Annotated in this window: 22 protein-coding genes; 11 read left to right on the plus strand and 11 right to left on the minus strand. The window is 62.6% G+C overall.

Annotated elements, in window-relative coordinates; genetic code table 11:
* Window positions 1-2 precede the first annotated feature (2 nt).
* From KJQ96_RS08360 to KJQ96_RS08370, 3 genes are all read right to left on the minus strand, one after another.
* On the minus strand, window positions 3-1,052 hold the full coding sequence (locus KJQ96_RS08360) for a phenylacetaldoxime dehydratase family protein (protein WP_213286194.1): 1,050 nt from the start codon (window positions 1,050-1,052) through the stop codon (window positions 3-5).
* A 32-nt stretch (window positions 1,053-1,084) separates the two neighbouring features.
* On the minus strand, window positions 1,085-2,098 hold the full coding sequence (locus KJQ96_RS08365; protein ID WP_213286196.1) for a carbon-nitrogen hydrolase family protein: 1,014 nt from the start codon (window positions 2,096-2,098) through the stop codon (window positions 1,085-1,087).
* A gap of 173 nt (window positions 2,099-2,271) precedes the next feature.
* Window positions 2,272-3,225: a helix-turn-helix domain-containing protein gene (locus KJQ96_RS08370; RefSeq protein ID WP_375293148.1), complete on the minus strand. Its 954-nt coding sequence runs from the start codon at window positions 3,223-3,225 to the stop codon at window positions 2,272-2,274.
* Window positions 3,226-3,484: 259 nt separating this feature from the next.
* Here KJQ96_RS08370 and KJQ96_RS08375 point away from each other — a divergent pair, with 259 nt between their 5' ends.
* The gene (locus KJQ96_RS08375) at window positions 3,485-4,117 is read left to right on the plus strand and encodes a GNAT family N-acetyltransferase (RefSeq protein WP_213286197.1); all 633 of its coding nucleotides are present in this window, start codon (window positions 3,485-3,487) and stop codon (window positions 4,115-4,117) included.
* A 79-nt stretch (window positions 4,118-4,196) separates the two neighbouring features.
* Here the strand turns inward: KJQ96_RS08375 and KJQ96_RS08380 are convergent, their stop codons facing one another.
* Together KJQ96_RS08380 and KJQ96_RS08385 are read right to left on the minus strand one after the other, a co-directional pair.
* A complete protein-coding gene (locus tag KJQ96_RS08380) occupies window positions 4,197-4,499 on the minus strand; it encodes a hypothetical protein (protein WP_057846498.1) in 303 nt (100 codons plus the stop codon).
* A gap of 141 nt (window positions 4,500-4,640) precedes the next feature.
* On the minus strand, window positions 4,641-5,327 hold the full coding sequence (locus tag KJQ96_RS08385) for a DUF2161 domain-containing phosphodiesterase (protein ID WP_213286198.1): 687 nt from the start codon (window positions 5,325-5,327) through the stop codon (window positions 4,641-4,643).
* 194 nt (window positions 5,328-5,521) lie between these two features.
* Here KJQ96_RS08385 and KJQ96_RS08390 point away from each other — a divergent pair, with 194 nt between their 5' ends.
* Complete coding sequence (locus KJQ96_RS08390) at window positions 5,522-5,830, plus strand: GrlR family regulatory protein (protein WP_213286199.1); 309 nt, start codon at window positions 5,522-5,524, stop codon at window positions 5,828-5,830.
* Window positions 5,800-6,231: a GrlR family regulatory protein gene (locus KJQ96_RS08395; RefSeq protein ID WP_213286200.1), complete on the plus strand. Its 432-nt coding sequence runs from the start codon at window positions 5,800-5,802 to the stop codon at window positions 6,229-6,231. The genes KJQ96_RS08390 and KJQ96_RS08395 overlap by 31 nt, the downstream gene beginning before the upstream one ends.
* Here the strand turns inward: KJQ96_RS08395 and fabG are convergent.
* Window positions 6,228-6,908, minus strand: coding sequence for a 3-oxoacyl-ACP reductase FabG (gene fabG, locus KJQ96_RS08400; RefSeq protein ID WP_213286201.1), 681 nt, complete (start codon window positions 6,906-6,908; stop codon window positions 6,228-6,230). The genes KJQ96_RS08395 and fabG overlap by 4 nt on opposite strands.
* Before the next feature lie 241 nt (window positions 6,909-7,149).
* On the opposite strand from fabG, the gene KJQ96_RS08405 reads away from it, so the two are divergent.
* Window positions 7,150-7,350, plus strand: coding sequence for a hypothetical protein (locus tag KJQ96_RS08405; protein WP_028346392.1), 201 nt, complete (start codon window positions 7,150-7,152; stop codon window positions 7,348-7,350).
* Between the two features lie 69 nt (window positions 7,351-7,419).
* Window positions 7,420-8,100: a hypothetical protein gene (locus KJQ96_RS08410; RefSeq protein WP_213286202.1), complete on the plus strand. Its 681-nt coding sequence runs from the start codon at window positions 7,420-7,422 to the stop codon at window positions 8,098-8,100.
* A gap of 12 nt (window positions 8,101-8,112) precedes the next feature.
* Here KJQ96_RS08410 and KJQ96_RS08415 read toward each other — a convergent pair whose 3' ends face one another.
* Complete coding sequence (locus KJQ96_RS08415; RefSeq protein ID WP_213286248.1) at window positions 8,113-8,859, minus strand: tyrosine-protein phosphatase; 747 nt, start codon at window positions 8,857-8,859, stop codon at window positions 8,113-8,115.
* Between the two features lie 86 nt (window positions 8,860-8,945).
* On the opposite strand from KJQ96_RS08415, the gene KJQ96_RS08420 reads away from it, so the two are divergent.
* Window positions 8,946-9,263 carry an MliC family protein gene (locus tag KJQ96_RS08420; protein WP_057846552.1) on the plus strand — a complete coding sequence of 106 codons (318 nt, stop codon included), beginning with the start codon at window positions 8,946-8,948 and terminating at the stop codon, window positions 9,261-9,263.
* Between the two features lie 93 nt (window positions 9,264-9,356).
* On the opposite strand, the gene KJQ96_RS08425 is transcribed toward KJQ96_RS08420, so the two are convergent.
* Entirely contained in the window at window positions 9,357-9,557 is a 201-nt protein-coding gene (locus KJQ96_RS08425; RefSeq protein WP_213286203.1) for a DUF2735 domain-containing protein, read from the minus strand.
* Between the two features lie 569 nt (window positions 9,558-10,126).
* Between KJQ96_RS08425 and KJQ96_RS08430 the strand changes: the two genes are divergently transcribed.
* The 3 genes from KJQ96_RS08430 to KJQ96_RS08440 all read left to right on the plus strand — a co-directional run bounded on the left by KJQ96_RS08430 (window position 10,127) and on the right by KJQ96_RS08440 (window position 12,750).
* The gene (locus KJQ96_RS08430) at window positions 10,127-11,164 is read left to right on the plus strand and encodes a glutamine synthetase beta-grasp domain-containing protein (protein ID WP_213286204.1); all 1,038 of its coding nucleotides are present in this window, start codon (window positions 10,127-10,129) and stop codon (window positions 11,162-11,164) included.
* A gap of 188 nt (window positions 11,165-11,352) precedes the next feature.
* A complete protein-coding gene (locus tag KJQ96_RS08435; RefSeq protein WP_213286249.1) occupies window positions 11,353-12,057 on the plus strand; it encodes a GrlR family regulatory protein in 705 nt (234 codons plus the stop codon).
* Between the two features lie 6 nt (window positions 12,058-12,063).
* The gene (locus tag KJQ96_RS08440) at window positions 12,064-12,750 is read left to right on the plus strand and encodes a substrate-binding domain-containing protein (protein ID WP_213286205.1); all 687 of its coding nucleotides are present in this window, start codon (window positions 12,064-12,066) and stop codon (window positions 12,748-12,750) included.
* A 3-nt stretch (window positions 12,751-12,753) separates the two neighbouring features.
* Here the strand turns inward: KJQ96_RS08440 and KJQ96_RS08445 are convergent, their stop codons facing one another.
* The gene (locus tag KJQ96_RS08445; RefSeq protein ID WP_065744974.1) at window positions 12,754-13,197 is read right to left on the minus strand and encodes a DMT family transporter; all 444 of its coding nucleotides are present in this window, start codon (window positions 13,195-13,197) and stop codon (window positions 12,754-12,756) included.
* Window positions 13,198-13,334: 137 nt separating this feature from the next.
* On the opposite strand from KJQ96_RS08445, the gene KJQ96_RS08450 reads away from it, so the two are divergent.
* Together KJQ96_RS08450 and KJQ96_RS08455 are read left to right on the plus strand one after the other, a co-directional pair.
* On the plus strand, window positions 13,335-13,484 hold the full coding sequence (locus tag KJQ96_RS08450; RefSeq protein WP_141686549.1) for a hypothetical protein: 150 nt from the start codon (window positions 13,335-13,337) through the stop codon (window positions 13,482-13,484).
* A gap of 81 nt (window positions 13,485-13,565) precedes the next feature.
* Entirely contained in the window at window positions 13,566-14,270 is a 705-nt protein-coding gene (locus tag KJQ96_RS08455; RefSeq protein ID WP_213286250.1) for a GrlR family regulatory protein, read from the plus strand.
* Here the strand turns inward: KJQ96_RS08455 and KJQ96_RS08460 are convergent.
* Together KJQ96_RS08460 and KJQ96_RS08465 are read right to left on the minus strand one after the other, a co-directional pair.
* A complete protein-coding gene (locus tag KJQ96_RS08460) occupies window positions 14,267-14,467 on the minus strand; it encodes a hypothetical protein (RefSeq protein ID WP_213286206.1) in 201 nt (66 codons plus the stop codon). The two genes, KJQ96_RS08455 and KJQ96_RS08460, sit on opposite strands and share 4 nt — an antisense overlap.
* Window positions 14,464-15,567 carry a PepSY-associated TM helix domain-containing protein gene (locus tag KJQ96_RS08465; RefSeq protein WP_309142382.1) on the minus strand — a complete coding sequence of 368 codons (1,104 nt, stop codon included), beginning with the start codon at window positions 15,565-15,567 and terminating at the stop codon, window positions 14,464-14,466. The genes KJQ96_RS08460 and KJQ96_RS08465 overlap by 4 nt, the downstream gene beginning before the upstream one ends.
* Window positions 15,568-15,572: the final 5 nt, after the last annotated feature.

Raw genomic sequence — 15,572 nt, forward strand, 5'->3', positions numbered from 1 at the left:
CCTCAGGCCATCTCCACCTTCTGCACGGCGTTCAGCATTCCGGTTTGCGGGTGACAATCCACATATTCGAAGAGCTGTTCGTCGGCGCGGGCGACGGTGACCTCGTGGTACAGCCGCAGTTTTGCGGCCGGTCCCAGAGTCGACAGGTACTTCATGGCAGCGCCGAAAATCCTGACATGGGTCGGATGCGATTCAGCCCAGCGCTCCAGCGCCGATAGGCTTTTCCACCAGCTCATGCCGTAGGACTTTTCGGCTCTCGCGCCGTCAGGGCCGATGGCGGTCATGTAGCGGTTGGCGTAGCAGCCGATCGAACGTCCCTGGTCGCGGAGGAAGTCCATGCCTTCGCGCAGCACCGGCTCGACATCGCCGAGGTACATCTTGCGCTCCGCGGCTTCGGTATCGCCCCAATCCTGGCCCGAGCGGATCAGGCAGACATTGTCGTGTGGGATGATCCGGATACGCGCGCCCTCGCGAATGGCTCGCGCGGAACCTGAGGGCGCCATCTCGCTGGTTTGGGACAACGGGATGCGATCGCGCATGCCACCCCAATAGGCGTGCTCCAACACTTCGCCGCTCATGCCGTCGGCGAGAACGGCCATGCCTTCCGGCCTTCCGAGCGAAGAGAACAGCGTCTCATAGCCCTCCACGGATGGATAAAGCGCCTCGATGAAAGTACCGCACCCGTTATTGGTGCGTTGCTCGCCAGTCCAGCGCTCGCGCACGGCGGGAAACCAGCGATCGAATTTTTGCCGGTCATCCCAATAGGCCACCGTGACGACGTTGGTGAAGCCGGCCTCGTCGATATAGCTCGCGCTGTCCCAATGGGACGGGCCATCGGCGGCCGCGAAATCCGAAGCGAGCCGCACCAATGCCTGCTCCGCGGCGGCCGGGAGCGCGCCGCGGGATTGGATACCGAAATAGGCCATCACCACCCGCGTCACGCTTGGCTTGTGCCGCGCCACGAAGGACGGGTAGGGCGGCGCGTAATCGTCACCGACGCGGCGGTGACGCGTTCGCGCGGTTTGCAGATGCGCAGGGATTGCGGATTCCATGGGCCTGCTCCTTCTCGAAAAAATGAAGTGCGTCAGGCCTGCAGCCTGATTTCGCTCATGACCTCGGCATCGACAGGAAGCGAGAAATGCTCGACGCGGTTGGCGCGCGTGGGGTTGAGCAGCAGCCGCGTGACGTCGGGCCGCGAATAATGCCCGGCCGGATCGGCGGCGTTCTTCGCTACCCCGATCATGCCGAGGTCGATGTCGGCATACAAAATTCCTTCCTGGTCAGGCGGAAGTTTCTCGGCCAGCGAACTGCCGTCCGGCCCGTAGATCACGGCGTGGCCGCCGCCGGCATGCAGGAAGGCATGCTTTTCAGGAGTGTCGCAGAGTTCGTCGATCATGGCCTGCGAAACGACAGCGCAGGGGCCGAGGAAAAAGCACGAGCCTTCGACCGCATAGACCTCGCTGGCGGCGTTGTTGACCTCATGGCCGAGCGCATGCGCGAACGGATCGTACAGCGAAAAGCTCGGCCAGGCGCCGACATGGACCTGTTCGTTCTGGGCGTACATCGCGTATTTCGACAGCGGCTGCAGATGCTCCCAGCAGCACAATGCACCGAGCCGTCCGACGTCGGCTCGATCGTGAACGGCGAGATCGCTACCGTCGCCTTCACCGAACACGGTGCGTTCGGCATGGGTCGGACGCAGCTTTCGACGCTTGGCAATGGTCTCGCCGTCAGGGCCGATCAGCCATTGCGCGATATAGAGACTTCCGCCGTTGCGTTCGGATAGTCCGAGCACCGCGGTCAGTTTGGCGCGCTTCACGGCTAGGCGGATCTTTTCCGCCTGCGGGCTGTCGAAGGCGAGCGAGTTGTCGAAGTAGCGCTGCACAAAGCCGCGGCCGATCGCCCAGGCCGGCGCGCCGAGCCAGATCTGCCATGGGTACCCGGGAATAAAGGTTTCGGGAAACGCGATCAGCTTGGCGCCTTGCGCGGCAGCCTCTTCGATCAGCGCGATGGTCTTGTCCACGGTTGCGTCGAGATCGAGAAAAACCGGCGCCGCCTGAACCACCGCCACCTTGTATTTCTGATGAACCAGACCCATCGCATCGTCCTCCCGCATCGACAACTGACATTCGCTGATGCCAAGCCTACAGCCGTGGTCGCGCGCACCGCTTGTCCGCGGCGGAACGAAAACTTGTCTTAACCGGCAGGAGGACAGCGCTAAGCGGCGTCCGATGGGTGGGCGCAACGGGAAGGAGAGGTGAGGAAAAGACGTTACTTGCCCTGCTGCTCGCGCCATTCGCGCGGCGAGATGCCGAAGCGCTGCTTGAAGATGCGGCTGAAATGGGCGAGGTCGTTGAAGCCCCAGGCGAAGGCGATCTCGCCGATGTGCCGGGCCTGGTAGGCGGGATCGGCAAGATCTCGCTTGCAGCGCTCCAGCCGTTGCGCCTGCACATAGCTGCGGAACGAGGACTGTTCGGCGGCCATCAGATCGCTGGCGTAACGCGGCGAGATTCCGACTGCGGCTGCAGCGCGCGGCAGCGACAGTTCGGGATCGGAAAGATGCGTCAGGATATGGTTCTTGAGGCGATAGAGCAGCGCCGACCGGTGGGCCGACTGCTCCGGCATACGGCCATGCAGCCGGTCGGCAAGCGTCATCGCCAGCAGGTCGAGCGCCTGGTCGAGTAGGCGCGTTGCGGCGGCAGGATCAACCAGCTCGATCGTCTTGCTCACATTGCGCGCGAAATCATATGTCAGCCGTTCGAGCGGACGATCGCCTGCAAACGTCGTCGCGGTCAGACTATCGAACGAGCCGACGCGCTGTTGCAGCAGTTTGCGGGGCATCTGGAAAATGGTCTGCGAAAAGCTGTCGTCGAACCGCAGCTCGTAGGGGCGGGTGGTGTCGTAAATGACGAATTGTCCGGCGGAGACGACAGCCTCGCGGCCATCCTGGAACACGCCGTTCACGCCGTTGTTGCCCAGCGCCATCAGCACGAAATCTTCGCTGGCGCGGGATATTCGCGACGGCGTGCGGAATACCCGCTGTGCCGTGGAATCGACCTCCGTGAGCGCGACCGGTCCGATTCTGGATTGCGACACCGAGCCCCAAAACGCGCCGCGCAGGTCCGATTTGCAGTCGAGCCCAACGAAGGTGTCGCACACGATGTCCTGCCACACCGCAAGCCGGCGCTCCGGAAGGCAAGATCTGGTGTCGAGCATGACAGCCACAATGGGTCTCCGCGAACCATCCGGGTGCGTTGCCGGGGCTTGGCGCATCCAAAATAAGCAAGCCCCATGCCCACTTTGCGCCGGGCGACGAACCTTAACAATTGGTTAATGGCGGGTTGCCTAAATCACTGCAAACATTGCTGTTATTTAAGTCAGTACACGGCGCAATCCGGTCTTGAATTCGATGCTGCGCCGCACAATATGGGTAGTCTAGGGATTCGACGCCTCCTCGAGGGTTTTCTCAGAGGAGTTTTGGACTATGTACCTCACCGTTATTGCGGCTGCGCTTGCCGATAGCAGCGTGCGCACGCTGAGCCAGCAGGAAGAACTGCCGCTATTGCGCGATCACCTGCTGCGGCTCGACCGCACCAGCCGCCGCGATCGTTTCCATGGCTTCATGGATGACAGCTTCATTGAGCGCTACGCCGAGAAATGCGCCAATGACGGCACGACGATCATCGCCTTCTTTGAAAACGCCGTGGTTCGCGGAGCGGCGGAGCTGCATCCGCCGGACCAGTCACCGGATTCGCTTCCCGAGATCGCTTTCAGCGTCGAAACGTCCGTGCGGCGTCGCGGCGTCGGCAGCATCCTGTTCCGCAAGCTGATCAAGGAAGCACGCGCCAAGGGCTATAAAAGCCTGCGGATCACTACCGGCGCGCAGAACGAGGCGATGCGCGCGCTCGCCAGCAAGTTCGGCGCGCAGCTTGTATTCCGCCACGGCGAATCCACCGGCACGATCGATCTGACGAAGTATGATCAGGCCGAACTTGCGACGTCCTGGATCGAGAGCGTGCTGAAGACGATGCGTGCGGTGGTAGCTTTTAACCGCGCTTATCGGCGAATGCTGCTTCGTATGGCCGGGACCGCCCCGTCCGAGTGGGGGGCGTCTTAAGGCGATCCGTACGTTCAATCTCGAGAATTGCCCAAAGCCTTGGGCAATTCTCCGCGCAATTCAGATAATCGCCGGCTTGTCAGGTGCCGGTACGCTTGTCATTGCCAAAACGCCTGACGACGCGGCGCTCGACCACGACCGAACGCTGTGCGCCTTGCTCGCCTGTGATGACGCGGGTGGCCGATCGTGCCAGCGCACGGCCGGTCTTCTTCACTTCAGCCAGCACTTCCTCATAAGGCAGGCCCATCAGCGCGGCGGCGATTTCCGCCTGCTGCTGCTGATCGTCGGTGATCCCGACCGCGGCGAAGATTGCCTCCTCTAGCGTCGGCGGATCCCGCCGAACACGTCGTGTGCCGTATTTCGTGTTCCAGTCTTCGCTCATAGGCGCCTCGCATTTGATTGCGGAGATACCTAGGTGCCCTAATGCTGCATTGCAATATCAATTTCGCTCGGCAATACAGCCATGCGTCTAAAATCTTTCAAGTCCGGTAGCGCGTACGGTTCGGTGTCACCGTGCTTGCCATCATGGCGAGGGATTGCCGGCGACAGCCAGATCCAGCGGCTGTTGCGGCCAGCGCTTCAGGGCGGCATGGCCGGCATCAGTCAGCACGTAGATGCCGCGCTCGGCGCGATCGAACCAGCCATAAACATTATGCAAGAGGATTTTTCCGGCATCGGGAATCTCCGCCCGCAGATCCCTGACGCGCCGCGGCCCGCCTGACAGCGCGGAGGCACAGGCCAGCGCCTGCTGACGGTAGGCCGTCATGATCGGCGCACGCGTCGATCCGCCCATGACGGGATCGCCCTTGCGCTTCTGGTGCTCCGCGATCAGCCGCGAGCGCTTTTTGGGATCGCGGCGGGGCGCTGATGTCGGTGGCTTGACGAGCACTTCCACATCGCCGGTATTGGTGACAGCGAGCATGCCGAAGCCAAGCCGGCGGCAGAGGTTGCGATACCGCGCGTCGCTTTCGCGGCCCTTGCCGCGGGCGGATAATTTAGCCGCAAGCCAGACCTCGTCGGCAGCGCCGGCGCGATCGACCGCCTGCAGGATCAGTTCCAGGTTGAAGGAAAGCTTGAGTTCGCCGATCACCACGATCGGCGGATCGTCGCCACTCAGCGCCACGAGATCGCAGCCGCCGACCTCGCCTTTGACGGTGAAGCCGAGCTTTTCGAGGAAGCGTTTGACGGGAAGATAAAGTGCGGTTTCCAAGGCAGGCTCCGGCGGCGCTGGCTGCCGCGACTCAACACGCCGAGCCTAGCCCAATTCCGGCAAAGCGTTTGATCGGATAGCCCCGGAGCGGCTATTGTCGGAGCGGGGACAAGGCCAGCGGCAGTTTGAGGGAACCTGCGAATCGACCGTTCGCGGGCCACAGGCATTTGTCGCTCCCACAGCGAGTAGGCGCGTTGCAAGGGCTATACAAATTCCGCTTCACCACGGCCCGCGGCACGGGCAGCGGCGTGATGTTTGCGACATCGGGCGGCAGACTATACGGCGGCGATTCCGGCTCTTCCTTTGTCGGCCACTTCACCGAAACCGATGGCATCGTCTCTTGCGAGGTTACGATGTCGCGCCACTATCACGATCCCAAATACGTTCCGATGTTCGAAGTTGAACATGCCGTGATGAATTTCAGGGCGCGCCCCGCGGCGAGGAGTTTCATTTTAACGGCGGCAGCGCGGCCTTGCCCGGCATCCATTTCACGACGGTTCTGAGCCCTATCGATGATACCGATGCGCCGCCGCCTGGTACGGTCGGCCCTGAGGGGATCGGCAACGGGCTCTATTCGATCCACATTCGTATGCTCGACGGAATCGATGCCGGCAACACCGGTGTCATGATGCTGCAAGACGGCCGCATCAGGGGCGGCGACGCGTTCTTCGACTATGTCGGGGCGTACACGGCGGCGAACGGCAGATGGAAGGGCGAACTCATCAACCGCGAGCATACCCCGGCCATGGGCGAACGGCCGGTGTTCGGCGGCCATGAAGTCGGCATCGGCTTTTCCGGCACGTATGACCGCGACAGTGCGGAAGGTGATGCCACCGCGCTCGTCGGCAAGCGCAGCATCCGATTCAAGGCGGTGCTGCGAAAGCTTGTGGAAGTGGAGGGCTAAACCCTCCCGTTCACCGGCAGCAGCGCGCCGGTGACGGCGCTTGCGGCGTCGCTGGCGAGGAACAGGATCACGTCGGCCAGTTCCTTCGGCGTCACCCATTTGGTGAAATCCGCGTTCGGCATGCTGGCGCGATTGGCCGCGGTGTCGATGATCGACGGCAGCACGGCATTGACCGTGATCTTGCCCTTGAGCTCGGCGGCGAGCGCCTCGGTGAGGCGGTGCACGCCGGCTTTAGAGGCGGCGTAGGCGCCCATGCCACTGTCTGCCTGCAGCGCGCCCCTCGCGCCGATATTGACGATGCGGCCCGCGCCCGATGCGGCGAGATGCGGGATCGCCGCGCGCGAGGCGTTGAGCGCGGTCATGACGTTGAGCGCATACATCCGTTGCCAGGTCTTGGGATCACCCTCCGCCACCGTCTCGAAGGCAAAGCCGCCGGCGATGTTGATCAGCGCGTCGAGCTTGCCGAAATGCGCGGCCGCGGCGTTGATGGCCTTTTTGGCTACCGCGGCATCGGTGAGGTCGACGCCGCCGAGTTCGAACAGGTCGGCCGTGGCCGGGACTTGCGTCGGGGCATGGTCGACGCTCGCAATTCTTGCGCCCAGCGCCAGCGCTTCGTCCACGACCACCCGGCCGAGCGCACCCAGCGCGCCCGTCACGACAATGACTTTTCCGTCCATGAAGGGCCTCCGCATGCGGATGAGGGAGCGCACCTTAACAGGAGATTTTCAATCCCAATGCGGCGAATTTCTGCATGAGCGTCAGTCTCGCCGGCCCAAATTGTCGCGGCCCGCGCTGGCTGGCGGTAGCGAGCTACATAGGGGCAGAGCCAAATCGATAAAATTTGCCGGAGTTCTGTAAGCCGTTTGCAGAATCCATTCGGTACAACAGGACTCCAACAAAAAGGCAGGGGGATTTGTCATGGGTTTGCCGGATCATGGTTTACCGCTTGTTCAGCTTAAGGAGCAACGGCGCGACCTGGTTGTAGCGCTGCAGAATCGCAGCGGTCCGGTCTCGAGCTGGGAATTGATGCAGATCGCAGCGATCCAGCAGGCGATCTCGGCGTTCGAGGACGTCATCGCCGACCTCGACGCCGAACTGGAAATGGAAGCGGCGGCCTGAGCCGATAGCGCGCGCAGCTTTTTGGCCACGGTCTGCTTTACGACTTGCGCGTGGCGGATAAGATAGCGCATGCGCTACGCTCTCGCATTTCCACTCGCTCTCGTCGCATTGCAGTCGGTGGTCGCCGCACATGCGCAAGGCTGCGTCGCCGATCGGCACGGCGGCCTTGTATGCGGCGAAGGGAAAGCTGCGATGCGCGTCTTCGCCGGCACCACCTCGCCCTCGAAGGACTACGCGTTCGCCTGGCGAACCGCGCAAGGCCTGCCGTCCGGCCAGGATACTCCCAACGACGTCGAAAACGTCCTGATCCGTGTCACCGATGGCGCGGTGCTGGCCACACTGGGCGGTACCCATTGGGAGACGGGTGAAATGCGGGCGAACCGCTACGAACTGATTGCGGCCTGGTCGCCGGACAGCCGGGCCGTCGTCGAGGTGGCGAACAGTCGTTGGGAGAGTGATTCCTTTGCCTATTACCTGATAGACGGTGCAGCGGCGACCAAGCTCGATCTGCGTGCGCTGGTCGAGCCTGTCATGACGGCCAGGCTGCCGCCGCGAAATCGCCAGGGTAATTTCTTTCGCGTGCATGAGGACCTGCCGGTGACACTCGATGCGCGCGGCCGCGTGCGCTTTACCGCGATGCTCTATGTGCCCAAGGGCGAAACCAGCAACGACTACAAGGTGCAGGTCAACGTCAGGGCGAGAGGCGGCAAGCTGTCCGCGCAGGTCGTGTCGATGCAGCGGGTGAGGTGAAGGCGGATTAGATCAGCGCTGCAGATAGCGCGCTTCGAGGTGGGCGCGTTCGGCTTTGCCGAGACCAAGACCATCGCGGAGATAGCTTTCGAGATCGCCATAGTCGGCGTCGATGGCCTCGAAGGCGGCGGCGAGGAACGATGCCTGCACCGAGCCTAGCACCTGGCTGACGTTCTCGGGCAGGTCGCTGCTGTGATTGGGGTCCCTGCGGTAGAAGCGGTTGGTCAGCAGATAGTCTTCCGAGATGATGTCCTCGGAAACACCGAGCGTATGCAGGATCAGCGCGCACGCAAAGCCGGTGCGGTCCTTGCCGGCGGTGCAATGGATCACCAGCGGCGCGCGGTCTTCCAACAGATGGGCAAAGAGCGCGCGGAAATGCTGCGTGTTGTTCTGTACGTAGCTGCGGTAGGAATCGCGCATCACCTCGACGGCGTGGTCCGTAGACAGCGGCGAACCGGCGGCTGCGATCGCGCGCAGCGCCGCGACCACCGTCGGCTCGACCGGCAGCGAATGAACAGTGATTTCCGGCATGCCGCACAGGGCGACGGCGCGCTCCTCGGTGCCGCGAAAATCGAACGCGCTGCGGACGCCCAGCTCCCGCAGGACGGAGACATCGCCTTCGGTGAGGTGGCCAAGATGGTTGGAACGAAAAATCTGCCGCCAGCGTACGGTCCGGCCGTCGCTTGTGGGGTAGCCGCCGAGATCGCGAAAATTGCTGGCGCCGGCAAGATTGAGATGGCGGGCAGGGGAATCTGACATCATGCAGCAAGGGTTCGGACGGAGAACAAGGGACGGGTTTCGTTCGGCCCCGTCTCGTCTATACTGAACTCGCAAGAGGGCGAAGCATGAATCGGCGGAACATCACGATTTTTGGCGCGGCGCTAGGCTTCGCCGCGGTTGCAACCATGCCGTCACAGGCATCGGCGCAGTCCAGCTTCCAGAATTATCGTTGCGCCGACGGCTCGCAGTTCACGGTTGGATTTTTTCAATACGACAAGCGTGCCCATCTACAACTTGACGGCAAGGCGGTGACGCTGCCCAAGCGTTGGACCCTGTCAGGGTCGCGTTACCAGGGGAAGGGCGTGACCTTACGGATCACCAAAGCTGGCATCACCACCCTCAAGCACGCCAGGCGGCGGACCACGACGTGCCAGCAGACATGAAAAAGGGCCGAAACGATTTCGTTCCGACCCTTTTCTAGTTCTCCGTCCGCGCCTCGTTTGTCCGGCGCGTCCCTGCCAAACACCTCCCGGGCATCAGTGATCCCGCTCGCTCTTGGCATCCTCGATCGCCGCGGCGTGGTACCAGCTATCGCAGCAGTCCGCGAGGTTGACCGGTTGGGCCGCAAACTCGGTCACGGCTTTGGTCTCGCCATAGCGACGTCCCCCGAGAGCCGCCCGGCCCCCGGCTGGGAATTGGTAGATCGTGGCTGACCCGTGATTCAAACTCGGATTCATCGTTGCAGTCTCCTTCTCTCGACGCGCGAGCCTCCATGGTGCGCCCGACTCGTTCTCTAGTGGTTACGTAAGGCGATATTGTCGGTGCCCCGGGCGGGTGCAAGTGACCAAGAGAGCGGCAGGTTTTGTTTATTTCGTAGGCAGTTTTGGCGGTGCATTCTGCGAGGCAGCGTTTGCGTGACCAACGCGCGGCCGTGCGGGATGGTTGCTCGGGTGAGTTGGCGTCTGACGCGGGGACCTCAAAAGGATGCCGCACCTTTAAGCGCGTAGCGGCAATGAAGGGAAAATGCCGGAAAAATAGGCTGGATTCAGTTCGCAACCCTGCCGCCAGACCACCTGATTTGCGGGCCGGCCGCGCTCCTATGTCGCAGCTTCTATTTCGGGCCGCCGCCGGCGCGAGCTGTGGATGGCCAATGCCGCACTGCAGCGATTGGCACGCTACATGCTTAGAAGGGAGTGGCCTGACGTGGCCGGGTACACGTATGCGGAGACCTCCGGGGGCTGGGCGTCAAAATCCAGAATTCAAGGTTTCGGTTTTCCGCATTTCATAGCAACTCAAGAGAGGCTCAATGACCAAGTACAAGCTCGAGTATATTTGGCTCGACGGCTATACGCCGACGCCGAATCTGCGCGGCAAAACGCAGATCAAGGAATTCGACAAGTTTCCGGCGCTCGAACAGCTTCCGCTGTGGGGCTTCGACGGCTCGTCCACCATGCAGGCCGAAGGCCACAGCTCCGATTGCGTGCTGAAGCCGGTCGCCGTCTATCCGGATGCTGCGCGGGAAAACGGCGCGCTGGTGATGTGCGAAGTCATGATGCCCGATGGCAAGACCCCGCACTCCTCGAACAAGCGCGCAACCATCCTGGACGATGAAGGCGCCTGGTTTGGTTTCGAGCAGGAATATTTCTTCTACAAGGACGGCCGTCCGCTCGGCTTCCCCTCGGACGGTTATCCGGGTCCGCAGGGCCCATATTACACCGGCGTTGGCTACAAGAACGTTGGCGATGTCGCCCGCAAGATCGTGGAGGAGCATCTCAACCTCTGCCTCGCCGCCGGCATCAACCACGAAGGCATCAACGCCGAAGTGGCGAAGGGCCAGTGGGAATTCCAGATCTTCGGCAAGGGCTCCAAGACCGCTGCCGACCAGATGTGGATGGCTCGCTACCTGATGCTGCGCCTGACCGAGAGCTACGGCATCGACATCGAATTCCACTGCAAGCCGCTCGGCGATACCGACTGGAACGGCTCGGGCATGCACGCCAACTTCTCGACCAAGTACATGCGCGAAGTCGGTGGCAAGGAATACTTCGAGAAGCTGATGGCTGCCTTTGAGAAGAATCTCATGGACCACATTGCCGTCTACGGGCCGGACAACGACAAGCGCCTGACCGGCAAGCACGAGACCGCGCCCTGGAACAAGTTCAGCTACGGTGTGGCTGACCGCGGCGCCTCGATCCGCGTTCCGCACTCCTTCGTCAACAATGGCTACAAGGGCTATCTGGAAGACCGCCGCCCGAACTCGCAGGGCGACCCCTACCAGATCGCGTCCCAGATCCTGAAGACGATCGCGGAAGTGCCGACCGGAGCCAAGGCGGCCGCGGCCTAAGAGACTTAACGATACAATTCGGGCTTTACGCGTTGCAAAGCTGATCCGCCAAGGCACCGCCTTGGCGGATCATTGCGTTTTGATGACACCGAGCCTCGAAAGGTTGATTTAAATACGTCCGTTCAAGGCCGTTTCCCTGCGTTATGAACCGCGCTAGACAATTAGCCGGGTTTGCCGGGGTGACGGCATTGTTTGAGGGATTTTACAAAGTCAGGTTTCAGCTTGGCGCGGCGGTCGGCCGCAGCGTGATGTATGCGCGCGGCGGCAAGATGCTGGGCGGCAATTCGGCCTTTGCCCATATCGGCAGTTACGAAAAACGGGACGATGGCGTCGACATCGTGATCCAGACTGTGCGCCACAACCCGGACCCGAATTACCGCGCGATGGCCGGCACCGACGATGCCACCTTGCTGGCGAAGGGCAGGGCAGACGGCAATCTGTACCGCTTCGAAGGAGGCCTGAAGGAGTTGCCCGGCGTGGCGTTCCAGTCGGTAATGACGCCGATCGAGCAGGAGGCCATCCCGATCGCCGGCAGCGTCGGCGTGGGCGGTATCGTCAACGGCCTCTATTCCATCCACGTTCGCCTGCTCGACGGCGTCGAGGGCGGCCTGACCGGCGTGATGCTGCTCAATGATGGGCGCATCCTCGGCGGCGACGCATCCTTCTACTATCTCGGCACGTACACCTCGGAGAACGGCCGCTGGAAAGGCCAGATTCTCAACCAGGAGCACACGCCCGCCATGGGCGAGAACCCCATTTTCGGCGGCCATGAAGTCGGCATCGGCTTTTCCGGCTCCTGCGACGAGCAAGGCGCGCTCTTGGAGGCGACCGCGCTCGCCGGCAAGCGCAGCCTTCGCATGACCGCGGTGCTCAAGCTGATGCGCCGGGTATAGCAGCCGATGGTTGATACCATCCGCATGCTTTCGACGCTGGCGTTGAAGGGCGCCGTGCAAGGCCTGGCCGGCCAGTATCAGGCGGCCGGCGGCGCACGCATCGACGCCGATTTCGCGCCCACGCTGGCGCTGTTGGACCGGCTGCGCGCGGGCGAGGCCGCGGACGTCGTCATCCTGACCCGCGAGGGGCTGGACGAAGTCGTGCGCGAGGGGCGGGTGGTCCCGGAGACTTGCGTGGACCTGGCTCGCTCCTTCGTCGGCATCGCCGTGAAAGCCGGGGCGGCCCATCCCGATATCGCGACCGAGGCGGCGCTGCGCGCTGCGTTACTCGGCGCGCGCTCGGTGGCCTATTCGCGGCTCGGCGCCAGCGGTATTCTGTTTGCAAGACTGATCGAGCAACTCGGCATTGCCGCCGACATCAATGCGAGGGCGCAGATCATCCCGCAGGGTTTTACCGCTGAGAAGCTGGTGACCGGCGAGGCCGATCTCGCCGTCCAGCAGATCAGCGAGTTGAAGCAGGTCGGCGGCATCGAGGTGGTTGGAGCCATCCCACGCGACTTGCAAACGCCCGCGGTGTTTTCCGGTGGGCGTATGGTAGCGAGCGACAAGCCGGATGAAGCGGACAGGCTGCTGCGATTTCTTGCGTCGCCTGCGGTCGCACCTGCTTTGCGCGAGAGCGGGCTAGAGCCCTGAATTTCAATCCCGGATCAAGACGACACCGGCGATCAACAGCACTGCGCCTGCGAGCCGCGCGGCGCTCACGGGATGCGGCGTCAGCCCGAACGCGCCGAAATGGTCGAGCGTCACTGCAGCGAGCACCTGGCCGGCAATGACCAGCGCAAACAGCGTCGCTGCGCCGAGCGACGGCAACAACAGGATCGCCAGCAGGATGAAGGCAGCGCCGAATACGCCGCCGGACCACGCATACCACGGCACATCGACCATTGTTTTCCAGGACGGCACGCGTTCGCCTAGCGCGATCACCGCGACGATCATGGTGATGAGGCCGCCCGCATAGCTGATCAGCCCCGCCCAGGCCGGCGAGCCCAGCGCGGTGCGCAGACTGCCATTGAGCACCTGCTGGGTCGCGACGCTGACGCCAGCGCCGAGCGCAAGGAGATAGAGGAAGAAATGTTGCACGTGATCCCCCGTTCATTCCACGCCGGCCGAACGATTCCGGCACTGCAAGCTCAGACAACGCGAATAGCCGGAGCGGAACAAGGGGACCCGTGGCGTCATTATTGCGGACGGGGGCTCGCAACAAAGCGGTGCTGGCCATGATCCGAAAATTGCAATCGGGCGAATACCGGCTCTATTCCCGCAAAATCAATCCGAAAACCGGGAAGCGCCGTAACCTCGGAACCTTCAAATCGCGTGCGGCGGCGGAAAAGCACGAGCGCGCCGTGCAGTATTTCAAGCGGCATTGAAACTGCGATAAAACGCACTGGTTCCATCGCGGCGGCGGTGCTAAGCCCGCCCGGACGATTCCGATAGTGCAGGACATTTCGTTGCTGAACGGGCTCTACAAGGTCGAGTACGGCGTGAACGACGCGTTCGGCCGCAGCATCATGTGCATGCACAATGGCAAGCTGTTGGGCGGCAATTCCGCCTTTGCCCATCTCGGCACCTACCAGGAGACGGGTCGGGAAATTATCGGCGAGGTTATCACCCAGCGCCATAATGACGACCCTCACTACAAGCCTTTGATGGATACCGATGTCGCCGCCATCAGCGTGCGCGGCAGGCTGCAGGGCAACAGGATTCGTTTTGAAGGAAGCGCCGCGCCGCGGCCCGGCGCCTTGTTCTGGGCCGAGTTGACGCGGCTCGACGACGAGGCACTGCCGCCGGTCGGCACCGTCGGGCCGGGCGGCATAATCAATGGGCTCTATTCCCTCCAGCTCCGCGCGCTCGACGGTATCGAGGCCGGTCTGTCCGGCGTCATGCTGCTGCTGGACGGCCGCATCCTCGGCGGCGACGCTTTCTTCTATTACCTCGGGTCCTATGCTTCGGCCGACGGCCGCTGGAAGGGCGAGATCCTGAACCAGGAGCATACGCCGGCGAAGGGCGAAAACCCTGTGTTCGGCGGCCATGAGGTGGGCATCGGCTTTACCGGCACCTGCGACGAAGCCGGCGCTGAACTCGAAGCCATTGCGCTCGCGGGAAAGCGCAGCTTACGGCTGGCCGCGACGCTGAAGCTGATGCGGCCGGTCTAGCGTCGTTTGCGCCGCGCCAAAAACCAGCCGGTGAGGGCCACGGGCGCGCCAACCGCGATCCAGGAAAAATAACGGCCGGCGCCTTCCGAAAGCAGCGCCGTCAACAATCCAGCGACCGACAGCACCCCGATCAGCAGTGGACCGCCATACACGGTCCACCAACCGCCACTGGAGCGCAACTTGCGTGCGTCGGTCATCGCGACGGCTGCAACGCAGGCTGTCCCGCGATCGCGTGGCTGCGGTGCTTGCGGCGTTTGATGACCCACAGATAGAGCCCACTGACGATGACGACGATCGTCATGATGTCGAGCAGGGCCCAGATGATCTTCAGCGGCATGCCGCCATAATCACCGAAGTGCAGCGGTTGCGACACGAGCAGCGCCTTGAGATAGACCGGAAGATCGCGCGCGTCGGAAACTTCGCCGGTTTCGCCATCCAGCAGCACCGGCTTCAACAGCCGCGACGTCAGCGGCGTGTCGCCGCGCATGAACACCGCGAAATGATGCGAGCTCGTGAACGGGGTGCCGGGGAAGGCAACGAAGGAGACGTTCATGTCCGGCGCGGCCTTACGCGCATTCTCAAGCGCTACATCAAGCGAGGCGAGATGGACCGGCGGCGGCTTGCCGGCATAGGGTTTGACCATGTCAGTGAGCTCGTCGGCCTTCCACTGGCTCAGCATCACTTCCGCAAGCGTATTGATGACGCCGGTAGCGCCGACCACCAGCGCCCACGCGATGGTCACCGCGCCCAGAAGATTGTGCCAATCGAACCAGGCAATGCGGCGCGACTTGTCCCTGAGGGTGCCGAAACTCAGGCGCCGCGTAAACGGCCAGTACAGCACCACGCCGGAGACGATGGCGACAAGAAATAGGAATCCCATGGCGCCGAGGAACAGCTTGCCAGGCTGGCCGGCAAACATATCGACGTGGAGTTTCAGGAAGATCAGCATCGGGCCACCGCCGACCGAGCCGAGCGGCTTGGCGGTGTGTGCATCATAGGCCCTGAGCGTCGCGGCATCCGGATCGCCGTCGACCTTGTTGTTGGTGAAGGCGATCACGTTGTTCGGTTCGTCCTTGTCCCACAAGATATATTGCAGGACGCGACCAGGATCGTTCGTAAGCGCCGTGCGGGCGATCTCGTCGATGCTCCGTTTCACCGCGCCCGGCTGTGCGATCTCGGGCTTTGGATCGTAGCCGAGCAGCTCATCGATCTCGTGATGGAAGATGAGCGGCAGGCCGGTGATGCACAGCAGCAGCAGGAACAGCGTCGATATCAGGCTGCTCCAGGTGTGGACCACCGACC

Source organism: Bradyrhizobium sp. sGM-13, from assembly GCF_018398875.1.
Lineage (GTDB): Bacteria > Pseudomonadota > Alphaproteobacteria > Rhizobiales > Xanthobacteraceae > Bradyrhizobium.

Coding starts and splice junctions, on each gene's coding strand:
- fabG (WP_213286201.1), bottom strand. CDS start 6,908: ATGGACGGAAAAGTCATTGTCGTGACGGGCGCGCTGGGTGCGCTCGGC.
- KJQ96_RS08420 (WP_057846552.1), top strand. CDS start 8,946: ATGAATCGGCGGAACATCACGATTTTTGGCGCGGCGCTAGGCTTCGCC.
- KJQ96_RS08360 (WP_213286194.1), bottom strand. CDS start 1,052: ATGGAATCCGCAATCCCTGCGCATCTGCAAACCGCGCGAACGCGTCAC.
- KJQ96_RS08375 (WP_213286197.1), top strand. CDS start 3,485: ATGTACCTCACCGTTATTGCGGCTGCGCTTGCCGATAGCAGCGTGCGC.
- KJQ96_RS08365 (WP_213286196.1), bottom strand. CDS start 2,098: ATGGGTCTGGTTCATCAGAAATACAAGGTGGCGGTGGTTCAGGCGGCG.
- KJQ96_RS08430 (WP_213286204.1), top strand. CDS start 10,127: ATGACCAAGTACAAGCTCGAGTATATTTGGCTCGACGGCTATACGCCG.
- KJQ96_RS08440 (WP_213286205.1), top strand. CDS start 12,064: ATGGTTGATACCATCCGCATGCTTTCGACGCTGGCGTTGAAGGGCGCC.
- KJQ96_RS08415 (WP_213286248.1), bottom strand. CDS start 8,859: ATGTCAGATTCCCCTGCCCGCCATCTCAATCTTGCCGGCGCCAGCAAT.
- KJQ96_RS08410 (WP_213286202.1), top strand. CDS start 7,420: ATGCGCTACGCTCTCGCATTTCCACTCGCTCTCGTCGCATTGCAGTCG.
- KJQ96_RS08405 (WP_028346392.1), top strand. CDS start 7,150: ATGGGTTTGCCGGATCATGGTTTACCGCTTGTTCAGCTTAAGGAGCAA.
- KJQ96_RS08425 (WP_213286203.1), bottom strand. CDS start 9,557: ATGAATCCGAGTTTGAATCACGGGTCAGCCACGATCTACCAATTCCCA.
- KJQ96_RS08380 (WP_057846498.1), bottom strand. CDS start 4,499: ATGAGCGAAGACTGGAACACGAAATACGGCACACGACGTGTTCGGCGG.
- KJQ96_RS08460 (WP_213286206.1), bottom strand. CDS start 14,467: ATGACCGACGCACGCAAGTTGCGCTCCAGTGGCGGTTGGTGGACCGTG.
- KJQ96_RS08450 (WP_141686549.1), top strand. CDS start 13,335: ATGATCCGAAAATTGCAATCGGGCGAATACCGGCTCTATTCCCGCAAA.